Here is a 15,218-nt window from a genome sequence, read left to right as displayed (position 1 = left end):
TTTATGGCGCTTGAATTTCTGGCCGGCAATCTGCCGGCCTTTGTTTTTTCCTGCCTGCTCCTTGGCCTGCTGATCGGCAGTTTTCTCAACGTGGTGGTCTATCGCCTCCCGCTGATGCTGGAGCGCGACTGGAAAGCACAGGCCCGAGAGATTCTCGACCTGCCCGGCGAGCCGCAACAGACAACCTTCAACCTGATCCTGCCCAACTCCCAGTGCCCGCACTGTGCCCACGAGATCAAGCCTTGGGAGAATATCCCCGTGCTGAGCTACCTGGCACTGCGCGGCAAGTGCTCCAGCTGCAAGGCGCCCATCAGCAAGCGCTACCCGCTGGTCGAACTGGCCTGCGGCCTGCTATCGGCCTACGTCGCCTGGCATTTCGGCTTCACCTGGCAAACCGCCGGCATGCTCCTGCTGACCTGGGGGCTGCTGGCGATGAGCCTGATCGACGCCGACCACCAGTTGCTGCCGGATGCCCTGGTACTGCCATTGCTCTGGCTGGGCCTGGTTGCCAACTACTTCGGCGTATTTACCAGTCTGGGCGATGCCCTCTGGGGCGCGGTTGCCGGCTATCTCAGCCTGTGGTCCGTCTACTGGCTGTTCAAACTGGTGACCGGCAAGGAAGGCATGGGCTATGGCGACTTCAAGTTGCTGGCCATGCTCGGCGCCTGGGGTGGCTGGCAGGTGCTGCCGCTGACCATCCTGCTGTCCTCGCTGGTTGGCGCCGTGCTCGGCGTGATCATGCTGCGCCTGCGCAATGCCGAGACCAGCACACCGATCCCCTTCGGCCCTTACCTGGCGATTGCCGGCTGGATCGCCTTGCTGTGGGGCGACCCGATCACCGGAACCTACCTGCAATTTGCCGGCTTTCGCTAACGCCCATCTTATGAACGAGCCAGCTGACGACTCGCACCTGCCATGCGAGTCGCCAGCTAGCGCCATCTCGTAAGCAGCCGGTCTGCCACTCCGAGATCCACCTCCGACCAACCTTATCTCGCGATCATCTGCAACGGCTAAAGCCTGCTTGCAACTGCGGTCATTGGCCTGCGGATGACGCCATGCCTTACAATCGACGCCCAGTCACCCACACGAGCCGCACCCGTTTTTATGAAGCCCTGGATTCTTGGCCTTACCGGCGGCATTGGCAGTGGCAAGAGCGCGGTCGCGCAGCATTTCATCGAGCTGGGCGTCCATCTGGTGGACGCCGACCATGCCGCGCGCTGGGTGGTCGAGCCCGGCCAGCCGGCACTGGCGAAGATAGTCGAGCACTTCGGCGCCGAGGTGCTGCAAGCCGACGGCCAACTGAACCGGGCCGCCCTGCGGGCGCGCGTATTCGCCGATACGACCGAGCGCCGCTGGCTGGAAACCTTGCTGCACCCACTGATCCGCCAGGAAATCACCGATTACCTGGCCCGCGCCGAGTCCCCCTATACGATTCTGGTATCGCCGCTGCTGGTCGAGTCGGGCCAGCACGAGCTGACCCAGCGGATATTGGTGGTCGACGCCCCCGAGCAGCTGCGCGTGCAACGCACCATGCAGCGGGACCAGACCACGGAGGAGCAGGTGCAGGCCATTCTCAAGGCCCAGGCCACCCGGGAAGAACGCCTGCGCCACGCCGACGACGTGCTGACCAACGACCGCGACCTGAACTGGTTGCGCAGCGAAGTCGAACGCCTGCACACTTTTTATCTCACCCTACGCGGAGGCCAACCATGAGTGCACCCACCACAGTCGCCTGCCCCACCTGCGGCGCTCCCGTGGAATGGGGCCCGCAGAGCCCGAGCAGACCCTTCTGCTCCGAACGCTGCAAACTGATCGACCTGGGCGCCTGGGCGTCGGAAGAGCACGCGATCCCCGGCAACGAGTTGGAAGATGATTTGTTTTCCGACGAACTCCCCCCACGCCAGCACTGATAGCGCCCCTCAGCGCCACCTGTCATCGCCCCGCCAGGGCGCCGACAGGTAGCGCGTGCGATTGAATGTCTCCAGCCAGTCCGGGCAGAACACCACCAGCCCGGTGATCACCATGCCGTTGATAAAGGCCTCGGGAAAGATCACCAGCCACAGATAGCCCGCCATGTCGCCCAGCCAGTAGGGAAACGGGAAGAGCCCGTCGATCCAGAGCACAGCCAAGCCGAGCAGAGCGCTCGAAAGCACCGCCAGCCCGGCGGGGAAGAAGCCGCAGAAGAAGATATAGACAAACAGGTTGCGCGGCTGAGCGCGCTCGACCTGCAGGGCGCACAGCTCGGTCACCAGTACCGGCACCAACACCAGCAGCAGCCCATTGAGCCCCAGCGCCGCCAGGTCCTGACGCCCCAGGGCCAACATGCCCAGTTGCGCCGCGAGGCCGGCAAGGATCGCCAGCGGCCAGTCAAGCAGCAGCGTTACCGCGGTCATGCCCAGGAAGTGGTAGGACAGCCCGGAATCGAAGTCGCGGCGCACCAGCCACAGCAGAAACAGCGCGAAGGCCGTGCCGAACAGCAGGTGCTGGCGCCGCAGGTCACTGAACAATTCCAGCCACGGCGCTCGCCACACCGCCCAAAGCAGTACCGCTAGATACAGCAGCCAGCCAACCCACTGGCTGGCCGGTGAAAGCAACGCAGCCGCGATCACGACAAAGGCTCCCCACCTGGAAGATGAACGCAGCCAGTCTACACCCCACCCTCTCGATCAACCGGCGCAACCTGGATGTGGCAAGCGGTCGCTCGAGCCAACTGATTCACCCCGACGGTGCAGGATAAGGAGCCCCAAGGGGCTACCAAGCGCCCTGTCCTGCGGGCTAAGCTGAAGCTATGGATGACTCCGACTACCTGCGCCTGCTCACCCACCAGGCCGAACAAGCCAATGCCTTTCTCTCCAACGCCCGTAAATGGGAGCGTGAGCGCTGGGTCTGCCAACGCCTGCTGCAAGCCCTGAATATCGACCATCGCCTCGAGGAGTTCAGTGCCGGCGAACAGGAGCCGCCCGACGTGCTGTTTCGTGAAGCCAGCTTCGAGGTGTTCTTCGTCCTGGACGAGGGCCGGCGCCTGAACGACGAGTGGCGCGCCGAACTGGAGCGGCGGCGCAGCGCCTTTTCCCTCAAACAGCTGGTTCGCCGTGAAGCCAAGCCACGGCGCATCCCCGCCGCAGAACTGCAGGCGCGCCTGGGGCCGACCCTGCGCAAGAAGGCCCACAACTACAGCGAGCGGGGCCTCGATCTTAGCGAACTGGACCTGCTCGCCTACGTCAACCTGAAGCGCGCCATACCGGACTTCAACAGCCACTTCCCGCCCCCCACCGAGTACCTGCGCCAAGGCTGGCGCTCGTTGTCGCTGGTCGGCCCGACCTTCGCCCGCGTGCTGTTCGCTCACCCGGACGCCCCGGATTTCCTGCGCGGCAACCTGGGCCGAGTCGTGCTGTTCGACGTCGGCATCAGCCTATGAGCCCGCTGCAGGAGCTGCTCGCCACCGTGCCCCAGCACGGCCAGGTACGCTGGATCGGCGTGCGCCCGGTAGCACGCGGCGACATGCTCGAGCTGGAGGCCGTGGAGGCGCGCCGCGAAGCCGGTCTGACCGGCGACCACAGCCGCCCGGGGCCGCGCAATGCGCGCCAGGTGACCTTGATCCAGTGGGAGCATCTGCCGGTGATCGGCGCCTTGATCGGACGAACCGCCGATCGGCCGCTGCGCCCGGAGGAACTGCGCCGCAATATCGCCATCAGCGGCATCAACCTGTTCAGCCTCAAAGGCCGGCGTTTTCGCATCGGCCAGGCCGTGCTGGAAACCACCGGCTGGTGCCAACCCTGCGCCCGCCTGGAGGAGCGCCTGGGGCCCGGGACCTTCCAGGCAGTACGCGGCCATGGCGGCATCACTGCCCGCGTACTTCAGGGCGGCATTATTAGATTGAATGACGAGCTTTACGTTGAGCCGCTGTAAGCGCCGCGGCTAGAATGGCCACCATCTCCGAGCCGGGCGAACGCCTTCACGCTGCCCGCGCCCGATCCATCGAGGTCACCATGTCCAGCCGCCTGAGTCCCGACGACCAAAAACGCGTCGACCAGTACCTGAGTGCACCGCAGCATCAAGTCCCGCGCCAGCCATTCAAGCTCTGGCGCCTGCTGCTGATCATCTTCGTCGTGGTAATCGGACTGGGCCTCTTGAGCCGCCTGTTGAGCCGGTTGGTGCTATGAGCTGCTTCGCGCTCGCCCAACCGCACGCCCTCCGCTTTCTTCAAAGCCTTGTGAGTGTGTCCCATGTCCCATCGAATCATCATCGTCGGCGGCGGCGCCGGCGGCCTGGAGCTTGCCACCCGCCTGGGTAGAACCCTGGGTAAGCGCAACCGCGCCAAGATCACCCTGGTCGACGCCAACCTGACGCATATCTGGAAACCGCTGCTGCATGAGGTCGCGGCCGGCTCGCTCAATTCCTCGGAGGACGAGCTGAACTACGTGGCCCAGGCCAAGTGGAATCACTTCGAGTTCCAGCTCGGCCGCATGACCGGTCTGAACCGCGCCGAACAACGCATCACTCTGGCGGCGACACTCGACGAGCGTGGCGAGGTGCTGATGCCCGAGCGCCAGCTGAGCTACGACAGCCTGGTGATCGCCGTGGGCAGCACCACCAACGACTTCGGCACCCCCGGCGCGGCGGAGCACTGCCTGTTCCTCGACACCCGCGAGCAGGCCGAGCGCTTCCACCGCAAGCTGCTCAGCCACTACCTGCGCGCCCACGCCGAGCAGGGCGACAGCAGCGCCCAGATCAGCGTGGCCATCGTCGGCGCCGGCGCCACCGGCGTGGAGCTGGCGGCCGAGCTGCATCATGCCGCGCACGAGCTGGCCGCCTACGGCCTCGACCGTATCCGCCCGGAGAATATGCGCATCACCCTGATCGAGGCGGGGCCGCGCGTGCTGCCGGCGCTGCCGGAGCGCATCGGCCAGCCCGTGCACCAGACCCTGGAAAAACTCGGGGTGACCGTCCTGACCAACGCCGCGGTCAGTCAGGTGACCAGCGATGCGCTGCACACCGCCCAGGGCGAGACCATTACCGCCAGCTTCAAGGTGTGGGCCGCAGGCATCCGCGCCCCCGGCTTCCTCAAGGATCTGGACGGCCTGGAAAGCAATCGCATCAACCAGCTACAGGTGCGCCCGACCCTGCAGACCACCCGCGACGACAACGTCTTCGCCTTCGGCGATTGCGCCGCCTGCCCTCAGCCCGGCAGCGAGGGGCGCAACGTGCCGCCGCGCGCCCAGGCGGCCCACCAGCAGGCCTCGCTGCTGGCCAAATCACTGAAGCAGCGCATCGACGGCCAACCCCTGCCGGAGTACCGCTATCGCGACTACGGCTCACTGATCTCGCTGGCGAGCTTTTCCGCGGTGGGCAACCTGATGGGCAACCTGACCGGCAGCGTGATGCTCGAAGGCTGGCTGGCGCGGGTGTTCTACGTGTCGCTCTACCGCATGCACCAGATGGCGCTGTACGGTCCGTTCCGCACGCTGTTGCTGATGCTCAGCGACCGCATCGGCCGCAGCACCGAGCCACGCCTGAAGCTGCACTAGGGCCGTCACCTATACTGCGCATGGGACGTCCACCCGAGAGGCCCTCCCATGCGCCGCCCCTCCTGGCTCTGGCTGAGCCTGCTGCCGATGCTCGCGACAGCAGCGCAGCCCCTGCCCGTCTATTACATCGAGAAGCCGCCCTACTACCATAGCGAGCAGGGCGAGCCGACCGGCTTCCTGCTGGAGCGCGCCCGGGCGATTTTCCGCAAGGCTGGCATAGCGGTCGAGTTCGAGTCGCGTCCGTCCAAGCGCATTCAAATGAAGCTCGCCCTGGAGCGTGAGGCGGCCTGTTCGATCGGCTGGTTCAAGACCGAGCAGCGCAGCACCTATGCCTGGTTCTCCCGTGCCATCCACCGCGATACGCCAATGGTCGTGCTGACCCGCACAACCCTGGCCGAACAGGTCAACGCCTACGCAAGCTTTACCGCCCTGCTGAAGAGTCCGCTGCGCCTGGGCCTGATCGACGGCTTCTCCTACGGGGAACTGGATGCCCTGCTCGCCCAGGCCAGCCACAGCGGCATCACCGCGGCGCCCACGCAAAACGTGCGCATGCTCGCCGCCGGGCGCATTGACTACACCTTGGTCGACGAGCGGGAGCTGCCCTTTATTTTGGCGGAAGCCGACATGCGCGATGCCAGACTGGCGCAACTGAGCATGCCGGATCTACCACCGGGTCAATTGCGCTATCTGATGTGCAGCAAGGAAATGGATCGGAGGCTGCGTGAGCGCATCGATCGGGCCATATCGGCCCTGGGCCTGGAGCCCGAATGAAGCGAGGGGAAAGTGGTGGGTCGTGTAGGATTCGAACCTACGACCAATTGGTTAAAAGCCAACTGCTCTACCAACTGAGCTAACGACCCAAAAATGGTCGGGGTAGGGGGATTCGAACTCCCGACATCCTGCTCCCAAAGCAGGCGCGCTACCGGACTGCGCTATACCCCGGCTGAAGAATTGGCTCCGCGACCTGGACTCGAACCAGGGACCCAATGATTAACAGTCATTTGCTCTACCGACTGAGCTATCGCGGAACTTCTATCCTTCAATTCTCTGCTGCCGTTCCCGGTGTTCGCCGTTTCCCGCATCAGAGGCGCGCCATTTTACGGTTCCAGAACGCCCTGTCAACCCCTTAAAGTGCTTTTATGACAATGCTTTGCAGTCATGACAGGGGCTGCTATATCTACTTAGACTGTGTTCGTTGCGGGACGCGCCAGCCGTAAGGCTTCTGCCAGGAAAATGCATGAGTATCCAGGACACGCCCCCAGACTCCCCGACCTCCGTGCAGACCCTCGCCAGCCGTGGCATACAGCCACGCTATGGCGAACTCGGGCAGAGCTGCCGCAAGCTGGTGATGAATCGCCTGGCCGAACACCTGGCCGGCGTATTCGGCCAGGTCGACGACACCCTGTTCGAGTGCGCGGAACACGCCGAGAACAACCAGGTGCAGACGCTGTTCTTCGACAGCATGCGCGAGATACGCAAACAGCGTCCGCAGATCGAGCGGACCTACCACCAGAAGGTCTCGCAGAACTTCTCCGACTTCCTCGACGGCAAGCTCAAGCCTGCGCCCAGCGCCACCGAGGTCGACGCCGAGCAACTGGCCCTGGTACAGAACGAGGATTACGAGGAGAGCCTGCAGGTCACCAATATGGTGAGCCGCGTCAAATCGCGCTGCGCCCAGGCGCTGTTCGCGCTGGAGCAACGCCTCGCCTTGCTCAACAACGGCAGGAAGCTCGGCGAGGACGGCAATCCCTTCGGCCCGCAGATGATTGCCCAGGCCTTCCGCGAAGCCTTGGCGCCCTGCCCGTTCCCGCTGCGCATCAAGGTGATTCTCTACGGCCTGTTCGATCAGCACGTCATGCACAGCCTGGACAGCCTGTATACGGCCCTGAACCAGCGCCTGATCGAGGAGGGCGTCCTGCCCAACTTGAAATACAGCGCCCAGCGCAGCAACAGCAGCGGCGAGCGTCCAGCAGCGCCGCCGGCAACGCCGCAAAGCGCAGCGCCCGGCGACACAACCCCCACAACCGGCCACGCCCCTCAGCACGCCCATGTCGGCCCTGGCGCCGCCACCGAACCTGGCAGCCCCGGCACCAGCACTCAGCCCGCGCAGCCATCCCTCAACCTAGACGGCCCGCCGCCGGTCGACCCCGCGCAGCTGCTGAGCAGTCTTGGCGCTCTGCTCGGCGAGCGGCGCCAGCGCGATGCCGAAGCCCCCTTGCTTGGCGGCACCCGCAGCATCGCAAGTTTTGCGCCGCGTGATGCCAGCCGCACCTACAGCGCCAGCGACCTGCTCGACGCGCTGAACCGGATGCAACGCCAGTCCGCCGAGGACCTGGCGCAACGCCTGAGCCAGCGGCAACAGGTCGAAGGGCTGAAGGTCGACCTGCAGCAGCAGCTGGAAGCCAGCAGCCCGCATCCCGAGCAGCACAAGCTGGCAGACAAGGAGGCCGACACCGTCGACCTGGTCGGCATGCTGTTCGACTTCATCCTGGACGACGACAACCTGCCGGACAGCTGCAAGACCATCCTCTCCCACCTGCACACGCCTTACTTGAAGATCGCCTTGCAGGACAGGGCACTGTTCACCCAGCACCACCATCCGGCACGCCGCCTGCTCAACACCATGGCCCAGGCCGGCGTGCTGCATGGCGGCGAAGGCGACGAGCGCGGGCTGCTGGCCAAACTGCAGTGGGTGGTCGAACAGGTCATTCAGGATTCGAGCGGCGACTTACGGCTTTTCGAGCGCCTGCTCGAGGAGTTCAACGAGTTCACCGAGACCCTCAAGCACAAGGTCGACTTGCGTGAGCGGCGGGCAGTCGAAGCGGCCAAAGGGCGGGACAAACTGCTCGGCGCGCGCCAGCAGGCGCTTGACGTGATTGACCGCAGCCTCCATGAGCGCGAACCGCCAGCCATCATTTGCAATTTCCTCCAGCAGACCTGGGCCGACGTGCTGGTCTTCACGCTCCTGCGTCACGGTGAGCAAAGCAAGGAGTGGAAGCGCGCCAGCGAGGTCGCCGAACAGCTGGCCTGGAGCGGCACCGTGCTGGACGGTGCCGAGCGGGAGCGCCTGCAGGCGCTCCGCGTGCCGCTGCTGGAGGACCTGCGCAAGGGCCTGCAGCAACTGGGCAGCTATCACGAAAACGGCATCCGCCGCCTGCTCCACGATCTGGTCGCTTGCCAGCATGCGGTACAAGCCAGGCAACCCGGACTCGCTGCCAAGCTCAACCCCACGCTGCCTGCGAGCCCCCTCGGCGCCATGCTCGGCGAGGACGCCGCTCTCGTCCGCCGCCCAGCGAAAGGCTCAGGCCCGTCGCCCCGCGCCCAGGTGCTGGCCAAACAGCTCGAGCACATCGAGTTCGGCACCTGGTTCGAATTCAAAACCGGCACACAGAAACGCTTGCTGAAGCTTTCCTGGTTCAGCCCGACCACACACAATTACATGTTCGTCGACCAGAGTGGCCAGCGCGCGGCGATCAAACCGCTCGCCCAGCTGGCCAGCGAAATGGAGCAGGGGCTGGTACGCATACTGCCCCAGGAGGCCGAAGCGCCCCTGGTCGATCGCGCGCTCTCCGCCATCTATCGCGTGCTGCAGCGCTTCACCGGGCGCACGCCCGAGACCCCCTAAGGAGCCTCCATGGAAGATCGCCGCAAGCACAGCCGCCACAGCACCGAGCTGCAGCTGGAGGTGTTCGACCTGCACTCCGGGGAGCGCCTCGGACGGATAGTGGACCTCTCGGCCGACGGCTTCATGCTGTTCAGCGACCGCCCACAAATGGCCGACGTCGTGGTGGAGTGCCGCCTGGTCAGCGAGCAGGTGATCGAGGGGGTCGGCGAAATCACCTTGGGCGCGGACTGCCTGTGGAGCCGTCCCGGCGCCGACGGCAAACACTCCTGGGCCGGCTTTCATATCATCGACCTCGCCGAAGACCAGGCCGCGGCCCTGGCACTGCTGCTGGAGCAGCTCTGACCCCCGCCCGACCGGCGCGCCTATACGCACCTACAGGAAGATCCGTTAGCCGCCGGGGCCAGGACTGACAGGGCAAGCTCACACACAAGAAGACGCCCCCGGAACAGCACAGCCGCTTCGGGGGCCGTCGGCGAACTCAGCCGAACACGATCTCCTCGTCCTTCACCGTGGCGGTGACGGCACTGCCGGGGGCGAACTGTCCGGACAGAATCAATTGCGCCAACGGGTTCTCGATCCAGCGCTGGATCGCACGCTTCAGGGGCCGCGCGCCATAGACCGGGTCGTAGCCGACGGCGATCAGCTTGTCCAAGGCCTCCTCGCTCAGCTCCAGGCTCAGCTCGCGCTCGGCCAGGCGCTGACGCAGGCGCCCCAGCTGAATTTGCGCGATACCGGCGATCTGCTCGCGGGCCAGGGGCTCGAACACCACCACCTCGTCGATGCGGTTGACGAATTCCGGGCGGAAATGACTGCTCACCGCATCCATCACCGCCGCCCGCTGCGCGTCGCGGTCGCCTACCAGCTCCTGGATCTGCGTCGAGCCGAGGTTGGAGGTCATCACCAGCACGCAGTTCTTGAAGTCGACGGTACGTCCATGGCTGTCGGTCAGGCGGCCGTCCTCCAGCACCTGCAGAAGGATGTTGAACACGTCCGGGTGGGCCTTCTCCACTTCGTCCAGCAGGATCACCGAGTAGGGTTTGCGGCGCACCGCCTCGGTCAGGTAACCGCCCTCCTCGTAGCCCACGTAGCCGGGCGGCGCACCGATCAGGCGGGCCACCGAATGCTTCTCCATGAACTCGGACATGTCGATGCGCACCAAGGCCTCCTCGGTATCGAAGAGGAACTCGGCCAGGGCCTTGCACAGCTCGGTCTTGCCCACGCCGGTGGGGCCGAGGAACAGGAAGGAGCCGCTGGGCCGGTTCGGGTCCGACAGCCCCGCACGGGAACGACGCACGGCGTTGGCCACCGCCACCACCGCCTCGTTCTGGCCGATTACCCGCTGATGCAGCAGCCCCTCCATCTTCAATAGCTTGTCGCGCTCGCCCTCGAGCATCTTCGACACCGGGATACCGGTCCACTTGGACACCACCTCGGCGATCTCCTCCTCGGTGACCTTGCTGCGCAGCAGCTGGTTCTCCGTCCTGCCGTGCTGATCGACCATCTGCAGGCTGCGCTCAAGGTCCGGAATGACGCCGTACTGCAACTCGGCCATACGGTTCAGGTCACCCTTGCGGCGCGCCGCCTCGAGCTCCTGGCGGGCCTGCTCGATCTTCTCCTGAATCTGCGCGGAACCCTGCACCTCGGCCTTCTCCGACTTCCAGATATCCTCCAGGTCGGCGTATTCGCGCTCCAGGCGAGCGATATCCTCCTTGAGCTTGGCCAGGCGCTTGATCGCCGCCTCGTCGTCTTCCTTCTTCAGCGCCTGGGCCTCGACCTTGAGCTGGATCATGCGCCGCTCCAGGCGGTCGAGCACCTCCGGCTTGGAATCGATTTCCATGCGGATGCGGCTGGCCGCCTCGTCGACCAGGTCGATGGCCTTGTCCGGCAGCTGGCGGTCGGTGATGTAGCGGTGGCTGAGCTTGGCCGCAGCGATGATCGCGCCGTCGGTGATGGCCACCTTGTGGTGGACCTCGTAGCGTTCCTTCAGCCCGCGCAGGATGGCGATGGTGTCCTCCTCGCTCGGCTCATCCACCAGCACCTTCTGGAAGCGCCGCTCCAGCGCCGCGTCCTTCTCGATGTATTGACGGTATTCGTCCAGGGTGGTGGCGCCGACGCAGTGCAACTCGCCGCGGGCCAGCGACGGCTTGAGCATGTTGCCGGCATCCATGGCGCCCTCGGCCTTGCCGGCGCCGACCATGGTGTGCAGCTCATCGATGAACAGCACGAAGCGCCCTTCCTGCTTGGCCAGTTCGTTGAGCACCGCCTTGAGGCGCTCCTCGAATTCGCCGCGGAACTTGGCGCCGGCGATCAGCGCGCCCATGTCCAGGGCCAGCAGACGCTTGTCCTTGAGGCCATCCGGCACCTCGCCGTTGACGATGCGCTGGGCCAGGCCCTCGGCAATGGCGGTCTTGCCCACCCCCGGCTCGCCGATCAGCACCGGGTTGTTCTTGGTGCGGCGCTGCAACACCTGGATGGTGCGACGGATCTCGTCATCGCGACCGATCACCGGGTCGAGCTTGCCCTCCTCGGCGCGCTTGGTCAGGTCGATGCAGTACTTGTCCAGGGCCTGGCGGGCCTCCTCGACGTTCGGGTCGTTCACCGCATCGCCGCCGCGCAGGTTGGCGACGGCGTTTTCCAGCGCCTTCTTGCTCACCCCCTGGCCGAGCAGCAGCTTGCCGAGCCTGGTGCTCTCGTCCATGGCGGCGAGCAGCACCAGCTCGCTGGAGATGAACTGGTCACCCTTCTGCTGCGACAGGCGATCGGCCTGATTGAGCAGGCGCGCCAGGTCCTGGGACAGGTTCACGTCCCCCGTCGGACTCTGGATCTTGGCCAGGTGATCGAGCTCCTTGGTCAGCGCCTTGCGCAGGCTGGCCACATCGAAACCGACCTGCATCAACAGTGGCTTGATCGAGCCGCCCTGCTGGTCGAGCAGCGCCTGCATCAGATGCAACGGCTCGATGGCGGCATGGTCGAGGCCGACGGCCAGGGACTGGGCATCGGACAGCGCGAGCTGCAGCTTGCTGGTCAAACGATCGATTCGCATGGCGTCATCCTTTCTATGAGAGCAGGCCGGCACGGTGAAACGGCCCCAACAAATGCCTGCCGAGATGAAGACTAGATAAGGACGATTGTACGGGTTTCAAGCCGCATGACCTTGCCCAGGGTCAGTCGGCGAGCCAGATCAGCGAGGCGAAACGGCCGGTACGCGGGGCTCGCCGGTAGGAAAAGAAGCGCGGATCGCTGTAGGTATCCAGACCACCGCCATGGACCGCCGTCACCCCGCGAGCCGCCAGACGGATGCGCGCGAGCTGGTAGATATCGGCCAGGAAGCGTCCGGCGTTGGCGCTGGGCACGAAAGCGCCGACGGCATTGGCATGCGCACCGACGAACACCTCGCGCACCTCCGCGCCGACTTCGAAACTGTGCGGGCCGATGGCTGGCCCCAACCACACCAGAACCTGCTCCGGCGCACAGTCCAGGGCATCCAGGGTCACCTCCAGCACACCGGCGGCGAGACCGCGCCAGCCGGCGTGGGCCGCGGCGACCCGACTACCGGCACGGTCGCAGAACAACACGGGCAGGCAATCGGCCGTCATCACGGTGCAGGCGACAGTCGGGGTGGTCGTCCAGCTGGCATCGGCCTCGACCACGCGAGCCGGTTCCGCCCTGACCACGCCGATGCCATGCACCTGGCTGAGCCAGGCGGGCTGGCAGCCCAGCTGACTGACCAGGCGCTGGCGGTTCTTGCTCACCGCAACGGGGTCGTCCTCGACGTGCGCACCGAGGTTGAGGCTGTCGTAGGGCGCCTGGCTGACACCGCCGCTGCGCGTGGTGATGCAGGCCTTGACCCGCACGGGCGCGGGCCAGTCCGGGATCAGCCAGTCATGGGCCCGGGTGCTCACCCGATAAACGCCTCGCGGTCCTGGCGCAGCAGGGTGAGCAGCCAGACCAGATCGTCCGGCAACGGCGACTCCCATTTCATGCGTTTGCCGGTCACCGGGTGATCCAACTCGAGGAAGCGCGCGTGCAGGGCCTGACGGGGAAACTCCTTGAGGCTCTGCACCAGGGTCTGGCTGGCCGCCGGCGGAATACGGAAGCGCCCGGCGTAGACCGGGTCGCCCACCAGCGGATAGCCGATATGGCTCATGTGCACGCGAATCTGGTGGGTTCGGCCGGTCTCCAGCTTGACCCGCGTGTGGGTGTGCGAGCGGAAGCGCTCCAGCACCCGGTAGTGGCTGACCGCCGGCTTGCCACCATCGGTCACCGCCATGCGCTGGCGCTGGGCGGAGCTGCGGCCGATGGGCGCGTCGATCTTGCCGCCGGCGGTGATCACGCCGATGACCACGCACTCATAGATGCGGCTGACCGTGCGCTTCTGCAGCTGGTCGACCAGCTGGGTCTGCGCCTGGATGGTCTTGGCCACCACCATCAGGCCGGTGGTGTCCTTGTCCAGGCGATGGACGATGCCGGCGCGCGGCACATTGATGATGTCCGGCACATGGTGCAGCAAGGCGTTGAGCAGGGTGCCATCGGCATGCCCGGCTGCCGGGTGCACCACCAGCCCGGCGGGCTTGTTGATCACCAGCAGCTGGTCGTCCTCGTAGACGATATCCAGCTCGATGTCCTGGGCCAGCCACTCGCCCTGGGCTTCCTGCTCGGCGCGCAGCTCCAGCAGTGCTCCGCCATGGACGATGTCGCGCGGGCGCAACACCGTCCCATCGACGGTCAGCAGCCCCTCCTTGATCCAGGCGGAAAGGCGCGAGCGCGAGTGCTCGGCGAACAGTTGGGCGGCGACCTGATCGAGGCGTTGACCGCCCAGATCGGACGGCACCTCGGCGGTCAAATGAATGGCCTGCTTATTTATAGAAGACATGCTCGGCAACGGCGGGGGCGCAGCCTTTGGTTTCGGCTACACGCTTGTGGTTAAATACGGCGTCTTTGCCCCAGGGATACCGGGGGCGCTCATCATAACAGGACGGCCCTGCTCAAGACAGCCGCCGTCACAGGGACGCAAGCCGCCATGCACGTGAAACACCTGCTGCTGATCGCCATCCTCGCCCTCACCGCCGCCTGCTCGTCCAACGAAGTCCTGGACGAGAACCTGAGCGAGACCGAGCTGTACCAGCAGGCCCAGAGCGATCTGGACACCAGCAGCTATACCAGCGCGATCAACAAGCTCAAGGCCCTCGAGTCGCGCTACCCCTTCGGTCGCTACGCCGAGCAGGCGCAACTGGAGCTGATCTACGCCTATTACAAGAACGTCGAGCCGGAAGCCGCGCGCTCCGCCGCCGAGCGTTTCATCCGCCTGCATCCGCAGCACCCGAACGTCGATTACGCCTACTACCTCAAGGGCCTGGCCTCCTTCGACCAGGACCGCGGCCTGCTGGCGCGCTTCCTGCCGCTGGACATGACCAAGCGCGACCCTGGCGCCGCCCGCGACTCCTATAACGAGTTCGCCCAGCTCACCAGCCGCTTCCCCACCAGCCGCTACGCACCGGATGCCAAGCAGCGCATGATCTACCTGCGCAACCTGCTGGCCGCCTATGAGATCCACGTCGCCCACTACTACCTGAGCCGCCACGCCTATGTGGCCGCCGCCAACCGAGGCCGCTACGTGGTGGAGAACTTCCAGGAGACCCCGGCGGTCGGCGACGGCCTGGCGGTGATGACCGAGGCCTACCAGCGCCTGACCCTGGACGAACTGGCCGCCACCAGCCTGGAAACCCTCAAGCTCAACTACCCCGACCACCCAACCCTGGTCGACGGTCAGTTCGTGCCGCGCGAGGAAGAAGCCGACACCCGCTCCTGGCTGGCCAAGGCCACCCTGGGCCTGATCGAAAGCGACACGCCGCTGCCGCCGGGCGAAACCCGCGCCAGCCAGGATGTGATTCGCCAGTACGAAGACGCCAAGGAGCAGATCCCCGACGAGCTCAAGTCGCCGCAACAGGACGCAGCCCAGTCCGAGGGCCGCTCCTGGCTCAGCTACCTGACCTTCGGCCTGTTCGACTGACAGACCGCTCAGCCCGTAAAAAAGGGAGGCCCACGGCCTCCCTTTTTTATTCCCG

The 15,218-nt window shown here is 65.5% G+C and carries 15 protein-coding genes and 3 tRNA genes; 11 read left to right on the top strand and 7 right to left on the bottom strand.

What is annotated here, in order from left to right; genetic code table 11:
- The first annotated feature begins 3 nt into the window (after positions 1–3).
- The 3 genes from KDW96_RS16345 to yacG all read left to right on the top strand — a co-directional run bounded on the left by KDW96_RS16345 (position 4) and on the right by yacG (position 1,910).
- The gene (locus KDW96_RS16345; RefSeq protein ID WP_255837276.1) at positions 4–873 is read left to right on the top strand and encodes a prepilin peptidase; all 870 of its coding nucleotides are present in this window, start codon (positions 4–6) and stop codon (positions 871–873) included.
- A gap of 231 nt (positions 874–1,104) precedes the next feature.
- A complete protein-coding gene (gene coaE, locus KDW96_RS16340; RefSeq protein ID WP_255837275.1) occupies positions 1,105–1,713 on the top strand; it encodes a dephospho-CoA kinase in 609 nt (202 codons plus the stop codon).
- Positions 1,710–1,910 (top strand): DNA gyrase inhibitor YacG, encoded by a 201-nt coding sequence (yacG, locus tag KDW96_RS16335; RefSeq protein WP_255837274.1) that lies wholly within the window; start codon positions 1,710–1,712, stop codon positions 1,908–1,910. Before coaE ends, yacG begins: the two co-directional genes overlap by 4 nt.
- Before the next feature lie 9 nt (positions 1,911–1,919).
- Here yacG and KDW96_RS16330 read toward each other — a convergent pair whose 3' ends face one another.
- The gene (locus KDW96_RS16330) at positions 1,920–2,609 is read right to left on the bottom strand and encodes an energy-coupling factor ABC transporter permease (protein ID WP_255837273.1); all 690 of its coding nucleotides are present in this window, start codon (positions 2,607–2,609) and stop codon (positions 1,920–1,922) included.
- A 179-nt stretch (positions 2,610–2,788) separates the two neighbouring features.
- Between KDW96_RS16330 and KDW96_RS16325 the strand changes: the two genes are divergently transcribed.
- From KDW96_RS16325 to KDW96_RS16305, 5 genes are all read left to right on the top strand, one after another.
- Positions 2,789–3,418 (top strand): DUF1780 domain-containing protein, encoded by a 630-nt coding sequence (locus KDW96_RS16325; RefSeq protein ID WP_255837272.1) that lies wholly within the window; start codon positions 2,789–2,791, stop codon positions 3,416–3,418.
- The gene (locus KDW96_RS16320; RefSeq protein ID WP_255837271.1) at positions 3,415–3,909 is read left to right on the top strand and encodes an MOSC domain-containing protein; all 495 of its coding nucleotides are present in this window, start codon (positions 3,415–3,417) and stop codon (positions 3,907–3,909) included. The genes KDW96_RS16325 and KDW96_RS16320 overlap by 4 nt, the downstream gene beginning before the upstream one ends.
- A gap of 80 nt (positions 3,910–3,989) precedes the next feature.
- Positions 3,990–4,163, top strand: a complete 174-nt coding sequence (locus tag KDW96_RS16315; protein ID WP_255840547.1) for a DUF3094 family protein — start codon at positions 3,990–3,992, stop codon at positions 4,161–4,163.
- Positions 4,164–4,226: 63 nt separating this feature from the next.
- Entirely contained in the window at positions 4,227–5,528 is a 1,302-nt protein-coding gene (locus tag KDW96_RS16310; protein WP_255837270.1) for an NAD(P)/FAD-dependent oxidoreductase, read from the top strand.
- A 48-nt stretch (positions 5,529–5,576) separates the two neighbouring features.
- Positions 5,577–6,299 carry a substrate-binding periplasmic protein gene (locus KDW96_RS16305; protein WP_255837269.1) on the top strand — a complete coding sequence of 241 codons (723 nt, stop codon included), beginning with the start codon at positions 5,577–5,579 and terminating at the stop codon, positions 6,297–6,299.
- Positions 6,300–6,312: 13 nt separating this feature from the next.
- On the opposite strand, the gene KDW96_RS16300 is transcribed toward KDW96_RS16305, so the two are convergent.
- From KDW96_RS16300 to KDW96_RS16290, 3 genes are all read right to left on the bottom strand, one after another.
- Positions 6,313–6,388 (bottom strand) — tRNA-Lys (locus KDW96_RS16300).
- 5 nt (positions 6,389–6,393) lie between these two features.
- Positions 6,394–6,470 (bottom strand) — tRNA-Pro (locus KDW96_RS16295).
- Between the two features lie 10 nt (positions 6,471–6,480).
- A tRNA-Asn gene (locus KDW96_RS16290) sits at positions 6,481–6,556 on the bottom strand.
- A 209-nt stretch (positions 6,557–6,765) separates the two neighbouring features.
- Between KDW96_RS16290 and KDW96_RS16285 the strand changes: the two genes are divergently transcribed.
- Positions 6,766–9,153 carry a DUF1631 domain-containing protein gene (locus KDW96_RS16285; RefSeq protein ID WP_255837268.1) on the top strand — a complete coding sequence of 796 codons (2,388 nt, stop codon included), beginning with the start codon at positions 6,766–6,768 and terminating at the stop codon, positions 9,151–9,153.
- Between the two features lie 9 nt (positions 9,154–9,162).
- Entirely contained in the window at positions 9,163–9,495 is a 333-nt protein-coding gene (locus KDW96_RS16280) for a PilZ domain-containing protein (RefSeq protein WP_255837267.1), read from the top strand.
- Between the two features lie 136 nt (positions 9,496–9,631).
- Here KDW96_RS16280 and clpB read toward each other — a convergent pair whose 3' ends face one another.
- From clpB to rluD, 3 genes are all read right to left on the bottom strand, one after another.
- On the bottom strand, positions 9,632–12,196 hold the full coding sequence (clpB, locus tag KDW96_RS16275; RefSeq protein ID WP_255837266.1) for an ATP-dependent chaperone ClpB: 2,565 nt from the start codon (positions 12,194–12,196) through the stop codon (positions 9,632–9,634).
- 121 nt (positions 12,197–12,317) lie between these two features.
- Complete coding sequence (pgeF, locus tag KDW96_RS16270; RefSeq protein ID WP_255837265.1) at positions 12,318–13,055, bottom strand: peptidoglycan editing factor PgeF; 738 nt, start codon at positions 13,053–13,055, stop codon at positions 12,318–12,320.
- Positions 13,052–14,026, bottom strand: a complete 975-nt coding sequence (gene rluD / locus KDW96_RS16265; protein WP_255837264.1) for a 23S rRNA pseudouridine(1911/1915/1917) synthase RluD — start codon at positions 14,024–14,026, stop codon at positions 13,052–13,054. The genes pgeF and rluD overlap by 4 nt, the downstream gene beginning before the upstream one ends.
- A 147-nt stretch (positions 14,027–14,173) precedes the next feature.
- On the opposite strand from rluD, the gene KDW96_RS16260 reads away from it, so the two are divergent.
- Complete coding sequence (locus tag KDW96_RS16260; protein ID WP_255837263.1) at positions 14,174–15,163, top strand: outer membrane protein assembly factor BamD; 990 nt, start codon at positions 14,174–14,176, stop codon at positions 15,161–15,163.
- The last annotated feature ends 55 nt before the right edge of the window (positions 15,164–15,218 follow it).

It is taken from the genome of Pseudomonas benzenivorans, assembly GCF_024397895.1.
Lineage (GTDB): Bacteria > Pseudomonadota > Gammaproteobacteria > Pseudomonadales > Pseudomonadaceae > Aquipseudomonas > Aquipseudomonas benzenivorans_A.
This window is presented reverse-complemented; position numbering and strand designations above follow the sequence as displayed.

What these genes read in the sequence shown, in the direction of transcription:
- KDW96_RS16345 (WP_255837276.1), top strand. Translation starts at nt 4, where the DNA reads ATGGCGCTTGAATTTCTGGCCGGCAATCTGCCGGCCTTTGTTTTTTCC.
- coaE (WP_255837275.1), top strand. Translation starts at nt 1,105, where the DNA reads ATGAAGCCCTGGATTCTTGGCCTTACCGGCGGCATTGGCAGTGGCAAG.
- yacG (WP_255837274.1), top strand. Translation starts at nt 1,710, where the DNA reads ATGAGTGCACCCACCACAGTCGCCTGCCCCACCTGCGGCGCTCCCGTG.
- KDW96_RS16325 (WP_255837272.1), top strand. Translation starts at nt 2,789, where the DNA reads ATGGATGACTCCGACTACCTGCGCCTGCTCACCCACCAGGCCGAACAA.
- KDW96_RS16320 (WP_255837271.1), top strand. Translation starts at nt 3,415, where the DNA reads ATGAGCCCGCTGCAGGAGCTGCTCGCCACCGTGCCCCAGCACGGCCAG.
- KDW96_RS16315 (WP_255840547.1), top strand. Translation starts at nt 3,990, where the DNA reads ATGTCCAGCCGCCTGAGTCCCGACGACCAAAAACGCGTCGACCAGTAC.
- KDW96_RS16310 (WP_255837270.1), top strand. Translation starts at nt 4,227, where the DNA reads ATGTCCCATCGAATCATCATCGTCGGCGGCGGCGCCGGCGGCCTGGAG.
- KDW96_RS16305 (WP_255837269.1), top strand. Translation starts at nt 5,577, where the DNA reads ATGCGCCGCCCCTCCTGGCTCTGGCTGAGCCTGCTGCCGATGCTCGCG.
- KDW96_RS16285 (WP_255837268.1), top strand. Translation starts at nt 6,766, where the DNA reads ATGAGTATCCAGGACACGCCCCCAGACTCCCCGACCTCCGTGCAGACC.
- KDW96_RS16280 (WP_255837267.1), top strand. Translation starts at nt 9,163, where the DNA reads ATGGAAGATCGCCGCAAGCACAGCCGCCACAGCACCGAGCTGCAGCTG.
- clpB (WP_255837266.1), bottom strand. Translation starts at nt 12,196, where the DNA reads ATGCGAATCGATCGTTTGACCAGCAAGCTGCAGCTCGCGCTGTCCGAT.
- rluD (WP_255837264.1), bottom strand. Translation starts at nt 14,026, where the DNA reads ATGTCTTCTATAAATAAGCAGGCCATTCATTTGACCGCCGAGGTGCCG.
- KDW96_RS16260 (WP_255837263.1), top strand. Translation starts at nt 14,174, where the DNA reads ATGCACGTGAAACACCTGCTGCTGATCGCCATCCTCGCCCTCACCGCC.